This is a genomic window from Streptomyces sp., from assembly GCF_036566765.1.
In the GTDB taxonomy this organism is placed as follows: Bacteria; Actinomycetota; Actinomycetes; order Streptomycetales; family Streptomycetaceae; genus Streptomyces.
On the sequence record NZ_DATCVQ010000251.1, the window covers coordinates 1 to 17,578 of the forward strand.

Consider the following 17,578-nt stretch of genomic DNA (forward strand, 5'->3'; position numbering starts at 1 on the left):
CGAGCCCCGCCGACGGGGCGGTGCCGCCGCCCGCGCCCGGCTGGTCGCTGCAGTGGAGCGACGACTTCACCGGCCCCGACCGCGCACTGCCGAACCCCGCCGAATGGCAGATCGACACCGGGCACGGCTACCCCGGCGGCCCCGGGAACTGGGGCACCGGCGAAATCCAGGAGTACACCGCCAGCCCCGACAACGTCCGCCTGGACGGCGCCGGCAACCTGCGCATCACCCCGCTCCGGAACGCCTCCGGGGCCTGGACCTCGGCCCGGATCGAGACGAAGCGGGGCGACTTCAAGGCCCCGGCCGGCGGCACCCTGCGCATCGAAGGCCGCGTTCAGATGCCGAACGTGACCGGCGACGCGGCCCTCGGCTACTGGCCCGCGTTCTGGGCGCTCGGCAGCCCGTACCGGGGCAATTACTGGAACTGGCCGGGCATCGGCGAGTTCGACATCATGGAGAACGTCAACGGGCTGAACTCGGTCTGGGGCGTGCTGCACTGCGGCGTGAACCCGGGCGGCCCGTGCGGCGAGACCACCGGGATCGGCGCGAGCCGCGCGTGCCCGGGCGCGAGCTGCCAGTCGGCGTTCCACACGTACCGCTTCGAGTGGGACCGTTCGGCCTCCCCCAATGAGCTGCGCTGGTACGTGGACGACCAGCTGTTCCACCGCGTGGACGAGGCCCGGGTGGGCGCCGCGACTTGGGCGGACATGACAAGCCACGCCGGGTACTTCCTGCTGCTCAACGTCGCCATGGGCGGGGCCTTCCCGGACGCGCTCGCCGGACCGACGCCGACCGCGGCGACCGTGCCGGGGCGGCCGATGGTCGTCGACTACGTGGCGGTGTGGACGCGCGGCGGCGGGTCGACGACCCCGCCGCCCACCACTCCCCCGCCGTCCGGCTCCGCGCAGTTGTATCTGCGGACCGGCGCGGGCGCGGGCGACGCCCAGGCGTCGGCGGCCACGGTGACGCTGCCCTCGGCCGGCGGCGCCAACCACGACGGGACGCCGTACCAGCCGCAGGTCTTCACCTCTGGCCCGATCACCCGGGCGTACGACGGCGGCGCGACGCGCTTCGACCTGTTCGCGGACGCGGGCACGACGGTGGCCAACGGGCAGCAGGTGCGGGTGAGTTACGACCGCACCGGCGACGGGAGCTGGGAGCGGGTGGAGACGTACCAGTACTTCGCGACCGATCCGGCGCCCGGCTACGAGCATTACACCGAGGCGCGCGGCCTGCAGTCGGCGAGCGGCGCGCACGGCGACCTGGTGAACGGCCGGGTGCGGGTCGAGGTGTGGAGCGCGATCGGGAACGGGCCGAGCACGCTGGGGGTGGGCAACCAGTCGGTGGTCCGCATCCCCTACGCGTGAGCATCCCCGACGCATGAGCATCCCCTGCCCATGAGCCGGACGGCCGGTTTCGAAAAGGGGAGGGCCCCGGTCGCGTCGTGCGACCGGGGCTCTCCCGTACCCGGTGCCCGGATCCGGCTCAAGGCCCGGGACCCGGGAGCCTCAGACGGCGGCGGGGGCCTTCTCCCCGCCGTCGTCGGCCCGCTGGTCCGGGATGTCGGAGACCGCGGGGGCGTGGTCGTCGATCAGGGTCGTCTCGTCGAACGGGACCTTGCCGGCGAGGACCTCGGTCGCCCGCGCCCGGTCGATCTCCTTCGTCCAGGTGCCGACCAGGACCGTGGCGACCGCGTTGCCCGCGAAGTTGGTCAGCGCGCGCGCCTCGCTCATGAAGCGGTCGATGCCGACGATGAGGCCGACGCCGTCGACCAGTTCGGGGCGGTGCGACTGGAGGCCGCCGGCGAGCGTGGCCAGGCCCGCGCCGGTGACGCCGGCCGCGCCCTTGGACGCGATGATCATGAAGACGAGGAGCGAGATCTGCTCGCCGACGGACAGCGGGTCGCCCATCGCCTCGGCGACGAAGAGCGAGGCCATGGTCAGGTAGATCGCGGTGCCGTCCAGGTTGAAGGAGTAGCCGGTCGGCACGGTGATGCCGACGACCGGCTTGCTGACGCCCAGGTGCTCCATCTTGGCGATCAGCCGCGGCAGCGCCGACTCGGACGAGGAGGTGGACAGGATCAGCAGGAACTCCCGGCCCAGGTACTTCAGCAGGCTGAAGATGTTGATGCCGGCGACCAGCCGCAGCAGCGTGCCGAGCACCAGGAAGACGAAGAGCGCGCAGGTGAGGTAGAAGCCGATCATGATGACGGCGAGCGACTTGAGCGCGTCGACGCCGGTCTGGCCGACCACCGCGGCGATGGCGCCGAACGCGCCGACCGGGGCCGCCCACATGATCATCGCCAGGATCCGGAAGACGAGGCGCTGGATGTGCCCGATGCCGCGCAGCACCGGCTCGCCGGTCTTGCCCATCGCCTGCAGCGCGAAGCCGGCGAGCAGGGCGACGAGCAGGGTCTGCAGCACCTCGCCCTCGGTGAAGGCGGAGACGATGGTCTTCGGGATGATGCCGAGCAGGAAGTCCGCGGTGGACTCGCCGGCGCCGGCGGCCTGCTGGGAGCCGGCCTCGGCGACCTCCTTTGTCAGGTGCAGCCCGGCGCCCGGCTCCAGGATGTTGCCGACGACCAGGCCGATGGCGAGCGCGACGGTGGACATCACCATGAAGTAGCCGAGGGCGAGACCGCCGACGGCGCCCACCTTGGCGGCCTTGCGCACGGAGCCGACGCCGAGAACGATCGTGCAGAAGATGATCGGGGAGATCATCATCTTGATCAGGTTCACGAATCCGGTGCCCAGCGGTTTGAGCTCGACGGCGACCCCCGGCGCCAGGAAGCCGACGGCGATGCCGAGCAGCACGGCGCCGATGACGGCCAGGTACAGATAGTGGGTACGGTCCCGGCGTGCGGCCACGGGGTCCTCCTCGGTGATGAACGTCCACGTCCCGGTGGATCCCCGCGACTATCCATCACCTTGTGACGCAGGTCACCGTTGCGTGCCTTTCGTTCACGCATTTCCCCGCTTCGCCCGTCCGCGCATCCCCGCCGGGCGTTCCGCCGAGCGTTTCCGGCCAGGCACACTGACCGCATGCGCCTACCCGTCCCCCGGCCCCGGAGCCTGGCCGCCCAGCTCTTCGCGATGCAGGTCGTGCTGGTCGCCGTGGTCGTCGCGGGCTGCGCGGTCTTCGCGTACCTGACCGACCGGAAGCAGGCCGTGGAGACCGCCACGCGCCAGTCGACGGCGACCGCCTCGGCCGTCGCCAAGTCGCCGTCCGTGGTCGCGGCGGCCCGCTCGGCCGACCCGACGGCCCTGCTCCAGCCGTACACGGAGGCGCTGCGGAAGGACTCCGGCGTCACCTTCGTCGTGATCATGGCGCCGGACGGGACGCGCTGGACCCACCCGGAGCCCGCCGAGATAGGCCGCACGTATCTCGGCCACATCGAGCCCGCCGTGAAGGGCCGGATGTTCTCCGAGACGCACCTGGGCGTGCTCGGGCCCTCCGTCCGCACGGTCGCGCCGGTGTACGCCGGCGGCCGCGTCGTCGCGCTGGTGAGCGCGGGCATCACCATCGAGAAGATCAGCGAGCAGGTACGGGAGCAGGTGACGGCGCTGCTCGGCATGGCCGGGGCCGCGCTGGCGCTCGGCGGGGTGGGCACATACGTGATCAACGCGCGGCTGCGGCGGCACACGCACGGCATGAACGCGACCGAGCTGAGCCGGATGCACGACTACCACGAGGCCGCGCTGCACGCCGTGAGCGAGGGGCTGGTCATGCTGGACGGGCAGCGGCGGATCGCGCTGATCAACGACGGGGCCCGGGAGCTGCTCGGCCTGCGGGACGCGGACGCAGTCGGCTCCTCGGCGGCCGACCTCGGGCTGCCGCCGCCGCTGACCGGGGCGCTGCTTTCGTCGCGGCCACGGGTGGACGAGCTGCACCTGACGGCCGACCGGGTGCTGGTGGTCAACACCCGGCCGGTGGTCGGCGGGGAGCGCCGCGGCACCATGGCGACCCTCCGGGACCGCACCGAACTCCAGGCGCTGTCAGGCGAGTTGGACTCGGAGCGGGGCTTCACACAGGCGCTGCGCTCGCAGGCCCACGAGGCGGCGAACCGGCTGCACACGGTGGTCTCGCTGATCGAGCTGGGCCGGGCGGACGAGGCCGTGCAGTTCGCGACGGCCGAGCTGGAGCTGGCGCAGGCGCTCACCGACCGGGTGGTCGCCGCGGTCGCCGAGCCGGTCCTGGCGGCCCTGCTGCTCGGCAAGGCGGCGCAGGCGAACGAGCGCGGTGTGGAGCTGGTGCTGACCGCGGACAGCCGGATCGACGACGGCCTGCTGCCGGGCACGGTGCCGTCCCGGGACCTGGTGACGATCCTGGGCAACCTGATCGACAACGCGGTCGAAGCGGCGAGCGCGAAGGCGCTCGAGTCGCCGGCCGGGCGGGCCCGGGTCACCGTCACCGCCGCGGCGCAGGACGGCGAGCTCCTGGTCCGGGTCGCCGACTCCGGCCCCGGGGTGCCGGACGACGAGCGGGAGGCGGTGTTCGGGCGCGGCTGGTCGACGCGCGGCGCCGGTCGCGGCCTCGGCCTGGCCCTGGTCCGCCAGGCCGCACACCGCAACCGCGGCGCGATCGAGGTCGGCCGCGGCCCCGACGGCGGCGCGTCCTTCACCGTCCGCCTCCCGCTCGCGAGAACGGAGACCCCGGCATGACCCACGCAGCGGACGAGATCCGGGTCCTGGTCGTCGAGGACGATCCGGTCGCCGCCGACGCGCACGCGCTCTACGCGGGCCGGGCGCCCGGCTTCACGGTCGTCGGGGTGGCGCACTCGCGGGCCGCGGCGGTGCGGGCCCTGGAGCGGACCCCGGTCGACCTGATCCTGCTCGATCTGTACCTGCCCGACGGGCACGGGCTCCACCTGCTGCGCTCGTTGCGGGCCGTCGGGCACTCCGCCGACGTCATCGCCGTCACCTCCGCCCGGGACCTGGCGATCGTCCGCGAGGGCGTGTCCCTCGGCGTCGTCCAGTACGTCTTGAAACCGTTCACCTTCGCCACCCTGCGCGACCGGCTCGCCCGGTACGCCGAGTTCCGCGCCGCCGCCGGCGAGGCGTCCGGGCAGGACGAGGTGGACCGGGCGCTCGCCGCCCTGCGCGCCCCGCAGCCCGCCGCGCTCCCCAAGGGCCTGAGCGCGCCGACCCTGGAGGCCGTCACCCGGAGCCTGCGCGCCGCGCCGGGCGGGCTGACCGCGGCCGAGGCGGGAACCGCGGTCGGGATCTCGCGGATCACCGCCCGGCGCTATCTGGAGCACCTGGTGACCGAGGGCCGGGCGGCGCGGGCCCCGCAGTACGGCCAGATCGGCCGCCCCGAGCTGCAGTACCGCTGGCTGCCCGCGCGGCCGTGATCATGAGCGGTACGCTGCTGACCTGCGGTGTCCGTGCGGTTACTCACTGGTTGGCACGTTCCTCCAGCATGTGACTCTGGATGAACCGACCGTAGTCATGAGTCACTTTCCGCACCTACCGTGGCTTGCGTGCAACACTCTGCTCCCTCCCCTCCCTTCAACGCCCTCGCCGCGCGCCGTCTGCGCGAAGGCCTGGGCATGGCGCCGGGCCACGTCGCCTACGGCCTCCAAGCGCAGTACGGCATGAACGTCACCCCCGAGCACGTCGTCGCCTGGGAACGGGGTCAGCTCGCCCCCACCTCACGGGAGCTGACCGCGCTCGCCGGCGTGCTGTGGTGCGCGCCCGCCGACCTGATGGCCACCGCGACGACGCTGCGCGAGCACCGGCTGGCGCGCGCTCTCGCGCCGGACGACCTGGCGCGCCGGGTGGGCATGGACACGCAGTCGTACCAGCGGATGGAGGACGCCGGGCGCTGGCGCGGCAACGACCGACAGACCGCCGCGCTCGCCGAGGCTCTGCAGCTCGACCCGCGCGCGCTGCTGACCGCCACCGGCCGCGACGACGACCTGGCGGCGGTGCTGCGGGACGCGGCGACGACGCGCTGGCAGGCGTACGTGCGGCCGGCCGCCAAGATGCTGCCGCTGCCGCGCCACGTCCTCGAGGACGCGCTGCAAAGGCTGCACGGCGAGTACCACGCGAGGATGGCGGCGACCAGCAGCTGGGGCGCGTCGGCCGGCACCGGCGACGAGGGCCGGGCGTACCTGGAGCGGATCGTCGAGCACTTCTGGGACGCGGTGGGCTGACCGCCCCGCGATCACGCGGCGGCCTCGGTCAGAGGCCCCACGCGCCTGAGTCAGAAGACGGACTCCGCCTCCGCCATACGGTCCGCCGGGACCGTCTTCAGCTGCGTGACCGCCTCGGCCAGCGGCACCATCCGGACGTCCGTGCCGCGCAGCGCCGTCATGTTGCCGTACTCGCCGCGGTGCACCGCCTCGACCGCGTGCCAGCCGAACCGGGTCGCGAGCACCCTGTCGTACGCGGTCGGCGTGCCGCCGCGCTGGACATGGCCGAGGATGACCGGGCGGGCCTCCTTGCCGAGGCGTCGCTCCAGCTCGACGGCGAGCCGGTTGCCGATGCCCTGGAAGCGCTCGTGGCCGTACTGGTCGATCTCGCCCTTGGCGTAGTCCATGGTGCCGTCGGCCGGGTGCGCGCCCTCGGCGACGCAGACGACCGCGAACTTCTTGCCGCGCGCGAAGCGCTCCTCGACCATCTTGACCAGGTCCGCCGGGTCGAACGGCCGCTCGGGCAGGCAGATGCCGTGCGCGCCGCCCGCCATGCCCGACTCCAGGGCGATCCAGCCGGCGTGGCGGCCCATCACCTCGACGACCATGACGCGCTGGTGGGACTCGGCGGTGGTCTTCAGGCGGTCTATGGCCTCGGTGGCGACCGTGACGGCGGTGTCGAAGCCGAAGGTGCGGTCGGTGGAGGAGATGTCGTTGTCGATGGTCTTCGGGACGCCGACGACGGGCATGCCCGCGTCCGAGAGCATCCGGGCGGCCGTCAGGGTGCCCTCGCCGCCGATCGGGATGAGCGCGTCGAGCCCGTACCGCGCACGCAACTCGACGCAGTTCTCGGCGGCTTCGCTGAGCCGGGCACGCTCCATGCGGGCGGAGCCGAGGATGGTGCCGCCACGGGCGAGGATGCCGCTGACCTCATTGAGGTCGAGCGGCCGGAAGTGGCCGTCCAGGAGACCCTTGAACCCGTCCTCGAACCCGATGACTTCGTCGCCGTAACCCGTCAGCGCCCGGTGCACGACCGACCGGATCACTGCGTTCAGGCCGGGACAGTCGCCGCCTGCGGTGAGTACTCCGATGCGCATCGGGTCGTCTCCTGCTCGCTGTCGTTCCGGGTGAGCCGGTTCCGATTCTCACACGGTAGGACCGCGTACGGCGCCTTCGACTACTCCGCGCCCGTATCCACGGCCGGAGGTATTGTCAAGAGGGCATGGCCACCCATGCGTGGGTTTCTCAGCACAATCGCTTGACAGGAGACGACGGCGTGACGCGCAGCGTGTACGTGACCGGGATCGATCGCGGGGACGGCCGCCAGGTCGTCGAGCTGGGGGTCATGGAGCTGCTGACCCGACAGGTCGACCGGGTGGGGGTCTTCCGCCCGCTGGTGCACCACCGCCCCGACCGGCTCTTCGATCTGCTGCGCGCCCGCTACCGGCTCACCCAGGACCCGTCGTCGGTGTACGGCATGGACTACCACGAGGCCTCCGCGCTCCAGGCCGAGGGGGGCACCGACGAGCTGGTGTCCCGCCTCGTGGAGAGGTTCCACGCGGTGGCCCGGGAGTACGAGGTCGTGCTCGTCCTCGGCACCGACTTCGCCGATACCCAGCTGCCCGACGAGCTGGCGCTCAACGCCCGCCTCGCCAACGAGTTCGCCGCGTCCGTGATCCCCGTCGTCGGCGGCAAGGGGCAGCCCCCCGAGTCGGTGCGGGCCGAGGCGCGCAACGCGTTCCGCGCGTACGACGGGCTGGGCTGCGACGTGCTCGCGATGGTGGTGAACCGGGTGGCCGCCGAGGACCGCGAGCCGATCGCCGAGCGCCTCGCCAACCGGCTGCCGGTCCCCTGTTACGTGCTGCCCGACGACCCCGCCCTGTCCGCGCCGACCGTGGCGCAGATACGGCAGGCGCTCGGCGCGGAGCTGGTGCTCGGCGACGAGGCGGGGCTCGCGCGGGACGCCCTGGGCTTCGTCTTCGGCGGCGCGATGCTGCCGAAGTTCCTGCCCGCCCTGACCCCGGGCTCGCTGGTCGTCACCCCCGGCGACCGGGCCGATCTGGTGGTCGGCGCGCTGGCCGCGCACTCGGCCGGCGCCCCGCCGATCGCCGGCCTGCTGCTGACCCTGGGCGAGCGGCCCAGCGAGGAAATCCTGAAGCTCGCGGCCCGGCTCGCGCCCGGCACCCCGGTGCTCTCGGTGGCGGGCATGAGCTTCCCGACCGCCGCCGAACTCTTCTCTCTCGAAGGCAAGTTGAGCGCCGCCACCCCTCGCAAGGCGGAGACCGCGCTGGGCCTGTTCGAGCGGCATGCAGACACCGCGGACCTGCTGAAGCGGATCTCGGTGGCGCGCAGCAGCCGAGTCACTCCGATGATGTTCGAGCACGAGCTGCTGGAGCAGGCGCGCGCCGACCGCCGCCGGGTGGTGCTGCCGGAGGGCACGGAGGAGCGGGTGCTGCGCGCCGCGGACGTGCTGCTGCGCCGGGACGTGTGCGACCTGACGCTGCTCGGCAACGTCGAGGTCATCCGGAAGAAGGCCGCGGACCTGGGCGTCGACCTGTCCGCGCCGTCGACGCAGCTGATCGACCCGCAGACCTCGGAGCTGCGCGACGCGTTCGCGGAGAAGTACGCCCAGCTGCGCGCCCACAAGGGCGTGACGGTGGAGCTGGCGTACGACGTGGTCTCGGACGTCAACTACTTCGGCACGCTGATGGTCGAGGAGGGCCTGGCGGACGGCATGGTGTCCGGCTCGGTGCACTCCACCGCGGCGACCATCCGGCCGGCCTTCGAGATCATCAGAACAAAGGGGGCCGGGCGAAGCCCGTCGGACAGGGCGGCGGTGGGAGACGGGAGGGCCAAGCCGGACGCCTCGATCGTCTCGTCCGTGTTCTTCATGTGCCTGGCCGACAAGGTCCTGGTGTACGGCGACTGCGCGGTGAACCCGGACCCGAACGCGGAGCAGCTCGCGGACATCGCGGTCCAGTCGGCGGCCACCGCGGCCCGGTTCGGCGTCGAGCCGCGGATCGCGATGCTCTCGTACTCGACCGGCACCTCGGGCTCCGGCGCGGACGTCGACAAGGTGCGCGAGGCGACCAAGCTGGTCCGGGAGGCCCACCCGGAGCTGCGGATCGAGGGCCCGATCCAGTACGACGCGGCGGTCGAGCCGTCCGTCGCCGCCACCAAGCTGCCGGGGTCGGAGGTGGCCGGCCAGGCGACCGTGCTGATCTTCCCGGACCTCAACACCGGCAACAACACGTACAAGGCCGTGCAGCGCTCGGCCGGCGCCGTGGCCGTCGGCCCGGTCCTGCAGGGCCTGCGCAAGCCGGTCAACGACCTGTCGCGCGGCGCGCTCGTCGGGGACATCGTCAACACGGTCGCCATCACCGCCATCCAGTCCCAGGGTCAGGAGCTCTCCGCATGACGCCGGCCACGCCTACGCGCGTCCTCGTTCTCAACTCCGGCTCGTCGTCGGTCAAGTACCAGCTGCTCGACATGCAGGACGGCGCGCGGCTCGCGGTCGGTCTGGTCGAGCGGATCGGCGAGGAGACCTCCCGCCTGGCGCACACCCCGCTGCAGGGCGGCGGGGGCGAGCCGCGCGAGAAGAGCGGCCCGATCCCCGACCACGCGGCGGCGCTGAAGGCGGTCGCCGAGGAGCTGGCGGCGGACGGGCTCGGCCTGGACTCCCCCGAACTGGCCGCGATCGGCCACCGGGTGGTGCACGGCGGGCTGCGGTTCAGCGCGCCGACGGTGATCGACGACGAGGTGCTCGCCGAGATCGAGCGCCTCGTGCCGGTGGCCCCGCTGCACAACCCGGCCAACCTGATCGGCATCCGCACGGCGCAGGCGCTGCGCCCGGACCTGCCGCAGGTCGCGGTCTTCGACACCGCGTTCCACAGCACGATGCCGGAGTACGCGGCCCGGTACGCGATCGACGTGGAGACCGCGGACGCGCACCGGATCCGCCGGTACGGCTTCCACGGCACCTCGCACGCGTACGTCTCGCGGAAGGCGGCGGAGCTGCTCGGCAAGGCGCCCGAGGAGGTCAACGTCATCGTGCTGCACCTGGGCAACGGGGCGTCCGCCTCGGCGGTGGCGGGCGGGCGGTGCGTGGACACCTCGATGGGCCTGACGCCCCTGGAGGGCCTGGTGATGGGCACCCGATCCGGCGACGTCGACCCGGCGGTGACGTTCCATCTGGAGCGGGTGGCGGGGATGTCGACGGACGAGATCGACACGCTGCTCAACAAGAAGAGCGGTCTGGTCGGGCTGTGCGGCGACAACGACATGCGGGAGATCCAGCGGCGGATCGACGAGGGCGACGAGCGGGCGCGGCTCGCCTTCGAGGTGTACATCCACCGGCTGAAGAAGTACATCGGGGCGTACTACGCGGTACTCGGCCGGGTGGACGCGGTGGTGTTCACGGCCGGAGTGGGTGAGAACGCGGCTCCGGTGCGGGAAGCTGCGATCGCGGGTCTGGAGGAGCTGGGCCTGGTGGTGGACGCCGCTCTCAACGCGGTGCGTTCCGGCGAGCCGCGGCTGATCTCGCCGAACTACGCGCGAGTGGCGGTCGCCGTGGTGCCGACGGACGAGGAGCTGGAGATCGCCCGACAGACCTACGCGCTGGTGAACGCCTGAGCTCGATGAAACGCCCGAGCCGGTGAACGCCTGAGCGACCCTCCGCCCATTTGTACATTCCACCAGACGGAATATTCCGCGATGAAACAAACCGATAGGATCCGCCTCATGCGCCGTTCCAAAATCGTCTGTACGCTGGGCCCCGCCGTCGACTCCTACGAGCAGCTGAAAGCGCTGATCGAGGCCGGCATGAACGTGGCCCGATTCAACATGAGCCACGGGACCCAGGCAGAGCACCAGGAGCGGTACGACCGTCTCCGCAGGGCGGTGGCGGACACCGGCCGCGCCGTGGGCGTGCTCGCCGACCTCCAGGGCCCCAAGATCCGTCTGGAAACCTTCGCCGAGGGGCCGGTCGAACTGGTCCGCGGTGACGAGTTCACCATCACCACCGAGGACGTCCCGGGCGACAAGTCCATCTGCGGCACCACGTACAAGGGGCTGCCGGGCGACGTCTCCAAGGGCGACCAGGTCCTCATCAACGACGGCAACGTCGAGCTGCGGGTCATCGAGGTCGCCGGGCCGCAGGTGAAGACCATCGTCGTCGAGGGCGGAGTGATCTCCGACCACAAGGGCATCAACCTGCCCGGCGCGGCGGTCAACGTCCCGGCCCTGTCCGAGAAGGACGTCGAGGACCTCCGCTTCGCGCTCCGCATGGGCTGCGACATGGTCGCCCTCTCCTTCGTCCGCAACGCCGACGACGTCAAGGACGTCCACAAGGTGATGGACGAGGAGGGCCGCCGGGTCCCGGTCATCGCCAAGGTGGAGAAGCCGCAGGCCGTCGAGAACATGGCGGACGTCGTCGCCGCCTTCGACGCGGTCATGGTCGCCCGTGGCGACCTCGCCGTGGAGTACCCGCTGGAGCGGGTCCCGATGGTGCAGAAGCGCCTCGTGGAGATGTGCCGCCGCAACGCCAAGCCGGTCATCGTCGCCACCCAGATGATGGAGTCGATGATCACCAACTCCCGCCCCACCCGCGCCGAGGCGAGCGACGTCGCCAACGCCATCCTGGACGGCGCGGACGCGGTCATGCTCTCCGCCGAGTCCTCGGTGGGCGCCTACCCGATCGAGACCGTGAAGACGATGTCGAAGATCGTCGCCGCGGCCGAGGAGGAGCTGCTCGCCAAGGGCCTGCAGCCGCTGGTCCCCGGCAAGAAGCCGCGTACGCAGGGCGGCTCCGTCGCCCGCGCGGCCTGCGAGATCGCGGACTTCCTCGACGGCAAGGCGCTCATCGCCTTCACCAAGTCCGGCGACACCGCCCGCCGGCTCTCCCGCTATCGCGCGGCCCAGCCGATCCTGGCCTTCACCACGGACGAGTCGACCCGCAACCAGCTCACCCTGAGCTGGGGCGTGGAATCCTTCCTCGCGCCCTTCGTGGAGACCACCGACGCCATGGTCGAGATCGTCGACGCGGAGCTGCTGAAGCTCCAGCGGTACAACGAGGGCGACACGATGGTCATCACCGCCGGCTCGCCCCCCGGCGTCCCCGGCACCACCAACATGGTCCGGGTGCACCACCTGGGCAGCGGGCAGCGCGACTGACGCCCAGCCCACTCCCTGCCGCACAGCATGACGAGGGCCCCCGTCCGGATCGGACGGGGGCCCTCGTCATCTGCGGCTCCCGGAAAGGGTCTGGCAGGTCAGCTCGGCTCGATCGTGTTGCGCAGGCCGGGGACCGTCAGGGTGCCGCCGAACTGGCCGGCCTGGATGACCTCCACGTCCGTGAAGATCGCGAACGGGACGTCGAGCGGCGGCGGGGTCTGCGGGTTGAACGTGACCGGGATGATGCCGAAGAGCTTGCCCTTCAGCTGCTCCGTGTACATCGTCACGGTGCCGTTGGTCATGGTCGACGTCTCCCCCGCGGCGGAGCGGACGTGACCGGTCAGACCGTCGGAGTGGACGGTCCGCTGGTGCAGGTCCTTGATGTCCACGCCGTCGCTCGCGGTGAACTTCAGGACCTTCTTGATCTTCCCGCTGCCGGTCTTCACCTCGACGATGCCGTGGTACTTGAGGCCCTTCAGCGTGAGCCTGGTGCTGTTGAGGATCCACGGCTCGTCCGGCAGGAGCGGCATGCCCTCCTCCAGCTCCGCCGCCGCGAGCGCCTTCGGGTCGGGCTCGGGGCACGGGAACCGGGGCTTGGCGTCGTCCGGTATGTCCGTGTCCTTCTTGACGTCCAGGCCCTTGGCGTCGTCCGCGAGCTCCTCGACGGTGGCGCCGGCCTTGTCGGCGGCGTCCCTGATCGCGTCCTTGGTGCGGTCGCTGCTGTCGGCGAGGGGCGGCTTGGACGCGCCGGCGGTCGGCTCGGCCGTCGGCTTCGCCGTGGGCGCGGTCGGCGTGGGGTCGGCCGTCGGCTTGGTCGACGCGGTCGGCGTCGGCGTGGCCGTCGGCTCGTCGGGCCCGTCGAAGAAGTCCTTGATCTTCTCGCCGACGCCCAGCGGGTCCAGCGGGTTGACCGACTTCGTCGGGGTCGGCGACGGGGTCGGCGTGGTGGCGCCGGCCGTGGACCCCTCCGTCGTGGCCTTCTCGGCCGTCGCCGTACCGGCGCTCGCGGACGGGCTGGCCGTCGGCTCCGGCTTGTCGGCGGAGCCGTCCTTGGAGTCGTCCTCGCCCGGTGCGGTGCTCGCGCTCGGCTCGGGCGACTTCTTCGGCTCGGGGCTCTTCGACTCCTCGACCGGCTCGTCCGAGCGGGTCACGCAGGGGCCCGGCGCGAAGGGGATGTCCTTCTCGTCGGCGAGCGCGAGCTTGGGCGTGAGGCCCATGCCCATGAGGACCGCGGTCGGCATGGCGGCCAGGGCCATCGCCTTGCCGGCGGGCACCTGAAGCTTGTTCAGCAGCGACTTGCGGGGGGCCGCGTGACGCGGACCCGTTCTTGCCGGAGTGGCGTCGCCTCCAGCCGTCGCCGACTGTGTTTCGTCACCCCGCACTGTTCCTCCCGCCGTTGGCGTCGATCGTGTTCTCGGTCGCGTGCACGTTCGGGTCCGCCTCCTCGCCGGCGCGCTGCTCGGGGAGCGCGAGCGGCTTGATCATGGGGGTCTCGGCCGCCGGGGCGGCCTCCGCGACCGGGGCGGCCTGGGCCACGGGCTCATATGCCGCGTCCTTCGCCGTCTCCTCCACCGGAGCACCGGGGGCCCACGAGACGGAGAGGCCACCGCCGATGAGCGCGCAGAGGAAGCCGACGACGAATCCGCCGATGTTGGCGACCGGGATGGACACGAGCGCCAGCACGATCGCGGCGATGCCCGCGAAGACCCGGACCACGGCCTGGAACCACATGGTCAGGCCGAGCGTCACCAGCAGTACGCCGATGATCAGCGAGCCGGCGCCCGCAGTCGTGGACATGGCGATCGTCATGTTGCCGAGCCGCATGTCCGCGTACGGCAGGTAGGCGATCGGCAGACCGCCGATCATGGTGAACAGCCCGCCCCAGAACGGCCGGTTGCCCCGCCACGCCTGGAAACGCAGCCGCCAGTAGGTGAATCCGCGGGAACCAATGGTCTCGGCGCTCATGGAAAACAGCTCCCTGGAAGCGGTGTTGCTGAGAAGAGATGGAGACGGGGCCGCACGGAGGCGGCTGTCCGGAACGGGCGGGGCCGAGTGCACGACCCCGCCCGCCGGCCGAGTACTACTCGGTGAAGCACTCCTTGGTGCCCTTGTGCAGCTTCAGGCTGAGGTCGGGCAGCCGGAAGGTGCCGGCCGTGGTCGCCCACGCCTTCTGCTCGACGTTGTTCAGCGTCGCCTTCTTCGCGCGCTGCGAGAAGCCGTACGGGTTGGCCTGGGTGCCCGGCTGAATGCCCGGGTCCTTCAGGGAGCCCGCGGCCACGCCGATGTCGATGTTGCTGAACTCGGCGTCAGCCTTCAGCGAGGAGACATCCAGGTAGATGTCCTTCGCGTAGACCCGCTTGTTCGGGTCCTTCGCGCCCTCGGTGCCGGCGCGCAGCTCCAGGCTGACGTTGCCGATGAACGGCACGTTCGGGGTCACCACGGACTGGCACATGTTGGTGATCCAGGCCTCGGAGAAGCCCGAGACGCCGACCGGCTCCGCGAAGGGCTTGCCCTCGAGGTTCTTGCCGCTGGCGACACTGCCGTACTGGACGAAGTCATTGCCGACGAGGCTGTCGGCCTTCACCTTGAACTCCTGGCCGGAGATGCTGAAGGACGCGGCGAGCGCGCCCTGAGCCAGGCCGACGCCGATCGCGGCCGTCGCGGCCACACTCGGCACCATGACGACGGCGAACCGCTTCCATCTGGTCCCGCCACGAACCTGGGACTTCATGAGAATTCCTCCTTCTCGGACGTACATCTCCGGAGGGACCCACGGGCCCGTCCTGGGATGGGAGAAGTGCTACGTCCTCGGGAAGGAGAGCGCCGAAACTTCAGGCGCGACGCGCGTCCGAATCACCGGCGATCACCCCCGAGCGACAACCACTGGCCACGCCTTGCGCGCAACCTGGCTGGACAGGCCCTGCCGGCAAGAGCAGGAACCCCCCTGTCCACGACCGGCGTCACTGTCGCCGATCCGCTCGGTGGGGACCCTCGCCGCGCCCCCGGCCGGATGCCGGGCTGGTGTGGAGAGGACCGAGCGTGGCCGATCGTGGTCCATTCCGGCCCGGGGCACAAGGGGGTTCGTTACTGGCTAGTAACGGGTGGATAACCACGGTGCGACAGCCCGCCGTCGGGCGGGTACGCAGGGTGCCGTCAAGTGCGGCGACAAAGAGGGGATGCCCGGAGCAATCCGGACAGAATTCTGGGTTCGATTTACTGCGAGTAACAGCGGCCGCGATTACCAAGTTTTGGTAAAGCGCGGCCGCGTCTTGTCGCTCTGTCGCCAAATCGGCGGGCGCCGCGCGGGGCTACGCGCGGCGCGGACAGGTCAGAACAGCACCCGGGCGAGCGCCTGGCGCGCCGCCGTCACCCGCGGGTCCTCGGCTCCGATGACCTCGAAGAGTTCGAGCAGCCGCAGCCGGGCCGCGTCCCGGTCCTCGCCGGCCGTGACACGCACGGTGTCCACCAGCCGCCCGAAGGCGTCCTGCACATGACCGCCCACCAGATCGAGATCGGCGGCGGCGATCTGCGCGGCCACGTCCTTCGGGTTGTCCGCGGCCTCCTTGCGCGCCCGCTGCGGGTCCAGACCCTGGACGCGGGACAGGAGTTCGGCCTGTGCGAGGCCCAGCTTGGCCTCGGTGTTGCCGGGGTCGTCCGCGAGCACGTTCTGGTACGCCCGGATCGCCCCGCCCAGGTCGCCCGCGTCCAGCGCGTCCACGGCGGCCGAGAGCAGCGCGTCGTACGGGCCGACGGGAGCGGCGGCCGGGGCCTCGGCGTCGCCTTCGGCGCCCTGGTCCACGACGATGCCGGTGAGCCCGAAGCGCTCCTCGGCGACCTGGACCAGCTGGTCGAGGGTGGCCCGGATCTGCGCCTCCGGGGCCGCGCCCTGGAAGAGCGGCAGCGCCTGACCGGCGACCACCGCGAAAACGGCCGGAATCCCCTGGATCCCGAACTGCTGCATCAGCATCTGGTTGGCGTCGACGTCGACCTTGGCGAGGACGAAGCGCCCGTTGTACTCGACGGCGAGGCGCTCGAGCAGAGGGCTGAGCTGCTTGCACGGCTCGCACCACTCGGCCCAGAAGTCGATGACGACCGGGACCTCGGCGGACCGCTGCAGGACATCGCGCTCGAAGCCCGCCTCGTCGGCGTCGATCACCAGGGCGGAGGGGGCGACGGCCGCGCCGCCGCCGGTGCGGGCCGACTCGGCCCGGGCCTGCTCCGCCTTGGCCTTGGCTTCGCCGGCCGCCTTCACCGCGGCAAGGTCGACGACGCCGCTCATGGACATGTTCCTAGGCTGCATGGGTACATCCTCCCCCTTCCGCGCGCGTAACCGGAAAGCCATGGCCGAACCGCGCCGTCCGCAGGCCCCCCGCCGGTTGCGGGGCGTACGAACGTGCTCGGTTCGGCGTGCTGTTCTCGTTGTGTTGCACCGGGTCCCCACCCGGTGCGTGTGGTTGTCGCGGGGTCGCCGCTCACGACCTTTCGCTACGGGTCGTAGCGTAACTGGAAGCCCCGGGGCGCGGGTGGGACTTCCGCGTGAACTGCCTCACAGCGCGGGACATCTGGCGCGATACCTACTGGCGGGTATGGTCGCCTGCATGTGTTCTCGCACCACCGCCCGCAACCGCACCGGACGCCCCCGCTCCGCCGAGGCCGACGCGGCCATCCTGGACGCGACGCGGGCCGCCCTGGTCGAGCTGGGCTGGTCCAAGCTCACGATGGGGGACGTGGCGACGCGGGCCGGGGTCGCCAAGACCACCCTGTACCGGCGCTGGGCCAACAAGAACGAGCTCGTCGTCGACGCCGTCGCCGTCCTCTTCGATGAACTCTCACTGCCCGACCTGGGTTCCCTGCAGGCCGACATCGAGAACGTGGTGCTCCAGTTCGCCGAGCTCCTCGAACGCCCGGAGACCAAGACGGCCCTGATGGCCGTCGTCGCCGAGTCGACGCGGGACGAGCCGCTGCGCGCGCGCATCCGCACCTCGATCGTCGACCGGCAGAAGCGCCTCGTCCTGGAGGGCCGGCAGCGCGCCCAGGAGCGGGGCGAGCTCCCCGGGGACCGCGACCCGGCGGCCGTGGCGGCCACCGACGCGCTGATCTTCGACGTGATCGCGGGCGCGGTCGTGCACCGCGCCCTGGTGAGCGCCGAGCCGGTCGACCAGGAGTGGGTGGAGCGACTGTCCGCCCTGCTGGTGGGGGGTCTGGGCGCGGCGGCGGCCGCGAGGTGATGTGACGGACCGACACGGCGGGGGCGGTACGGGATGTCCCGTACCG

At 71.7% G+C, this 17,578-nt stretch carries 14 protein-coding genes; 8 read left to right on the forward strand and 6 right to left on the reverse strand.

What is annotated here, in order from left to right; genetic code table 11:
- Nucleotides 1-1,367, forward strand: a 1,367-nt coding sequence (locus VIU94_RS14250; protein WP_331911356.1) for a glycoside hydrolase family 16 protein, incomplete at its 5' end; no start/stop codon positions are given.
- A gap of 141 nt (nt 1,368-1,508) precedes the next feature.
- Here VIU94_RS14250 and VIU94_RS14255 read toward each other — a convergent pair.
- Nucleotides 1,509-2,867, reverse strand: coding sequence for a cation:dicarboxylate symporter family transporter (locus tag VIU94_RS14255; protein ID WP_331911358.1), 1,359 nt, complete (start codon nt 2,865-2,867; stop codon nt 1,509-1,511).
- Nucleotides 2,868-3,041: 174 nt separating this feature from the next.
- Here VIU94_RS14255 and VIU94_RS14260 point away from each other — a divergent pair, with 174 nt between their 5' ends.
- From VIU94_RS14260 to VIU94_RS14270, 3 genes are all read left to right on the forward strand, one after another.
- On the forward strand, nt 3,042-4,661 hold the full coding sequence (locus VIU94_RS14260) for a sensor histidine kinase (protein ID WP_331911360.1): 1,620 nt from the start codon (nt 3,042-3,044) through the stop codon (nt 4,659-4,661).
- Nucleotides 4,658-5,350, forward strand: coding sequence for a response regulator (locus VIU94_RS14265; RefSeq protein WP_331911362.1), 693 nt, complete (start codon nt 4,658-4,660; stop codon nt 5,348-5,350). Before VIU94_RS14260 ends, VIU94_RS14265 begins: the two co-directional genes overlap by 4 nt.
- Before the next feature lie 198 nt (nt 5,351-5,548).
- On the forward strand, nt 5,549-6,154 hold the full coding sequence (locus VIU94_RS14270; RefSeq protein WP_331911382.1) for a helix-turn-helix domain-containing protein: 606 nt from the start codon (nt 5,549-5,551) through the stop codon (nt 6,152-6,154).
- Between the two features lie 50 nt (nt 6,155-6,204).
- On the opposite strand, the gene VIU94_RS14275 is transcribed toward VIU94_RS14270, so the two are convergent.
- Nucleotides 6,205-7,230 carry an ATP-dependent 6-phosphofructokinase gene (locus tag VIU94_RS14275; protein ID WP_331911364.1) on the reverse strand — a complete coding sequence of 342 codons (1,026 nt, stop codon included), beginning with the start codon at nt 7,228-7,230 and terminating at the stop codon, nt 6,205-6,207.
- Between the two features lie 179 nt (nt 7,231-7,409).
- On the opposite strand from VIU94_RS14275, the gene pta reads away from it, so the two are divergent.
- From pta to pyk, 3 genes are all read left to right on the forward strand, one after another.
- Nucleotides 7,410-9,551, forward strand: a complete 2,142-nt coding sequence (pta, locus tag VIU94_RS14280) for a phosphate acetyltransferase (protein WP_331911366.1) — start codon at nt 7,410-7,412, stop codon at nt 9,549-9,551.
- Nucleotides 9,548-10,765: an acetate kinase gene (locus VIU94_RS14285; protein ID WP_331911368.1), complete on the forward strand. Its 1,218-nt coding sequence runs from the start codon at nt 9,548-9,550 to the stop codon at nt 10,763-10,765. Before pta ends, VIU94_RS14285 begins: the two co-directional genes overlap by 4 nt.
- Before the next feature lie 108 nt (nt 10,766-10,873).
- Nucleotides 10,874-12,304 (forward strand): pyruvate kinase, encoded by a 1,431-nt coding sequence (pyk, locus tag VIU94_RS14290; RefSeq protein ID WP_331911370.1) that lies wholly within the window; start codon nt 10,874-10,876, stop codon nt 12,302-12,304.
- Between the two features lie 98 nt (nt 12,305-12,402).
- On the opposite strand, the gene VIU94_RS14295 is transcribed toward pyk, so the two are convergent.
- The 4 genes from VIU94_RS14295 to VIU94_RS14310 all read right to left on the reverse strand — a co-directional run bounded on the left by VIU94_RS14295 (nt 12,403) and on the right by VIU94_RS14310 (nt 16,604).
- The gene (locus VIU94_RS14295; RefSeq protein ID WP_331911372.1) at nt 12,403-13,686 is read right to left on the reverse strand and encodes a hypothetical protein; all 1,284 of its coding nucleotides are present in this window, start codon (nt 13,684-13,686) and stop codon (nt 12,403-12,405) included.
- Nucleotides 13,676-14,269 (reverse strand): DUF6114 domain-containing protein, encoded by a 594-nt coding sequence (locus tag VIU94_RS14300; protein WP_331911374.1) that lies wholly within the window; start codon nt 14,267-14,269, stop codon nt 13,676-13,678. Before VIU94_RS14300 ends, VIU94_RS14295 begins: the two co-directional genes overlap by 11 nt.
- 115 nt (nt 14,270-14,384) lie before the next feature.
- Nucleotides 14,385-15,035, reverse strand: coding sequence for a DUF6230 family protein (locus VIU94_RS14305; RefSeq protein ID WP_331911376.1), 651 nt, complete (start codon nt 15,033-15,035; stop codon nt 14,385-14,387).
- A 597-nt stretch (nt 15,036-15,632) separates the two neighbouring features.
- Nucleotides 15,633-16,604 (reverse strand): tetratricopeptide repeat protein, encoded by a 972-nt coding sequence (locus VIU94_RS14310; protein ID WP_331911378.1) that lies wholly within the window; start codon nt 16,602-16,604, stop codon nt 15,633-15,635.
- A gap of 298 nt (nt 16,605-16,902) precedes the next feature.
- Here VIU94_RS14310 and VIU94_RS14315 point away from each other — a divergent pair, with 298 nt between their 5' ends.
- A complete protein-coding gene (locus VIU94_RS14315) occupies nt 16,903-17,532 on the forward strand; it encodes a TetR/AcrR family transcriptional regulator (protein WP_331911380.1) in 630 nt (209 codons plus the stop codon).
- The last annotated feature ends 46 nt before the right edge of the window (nt 17,533-17,578 follow it).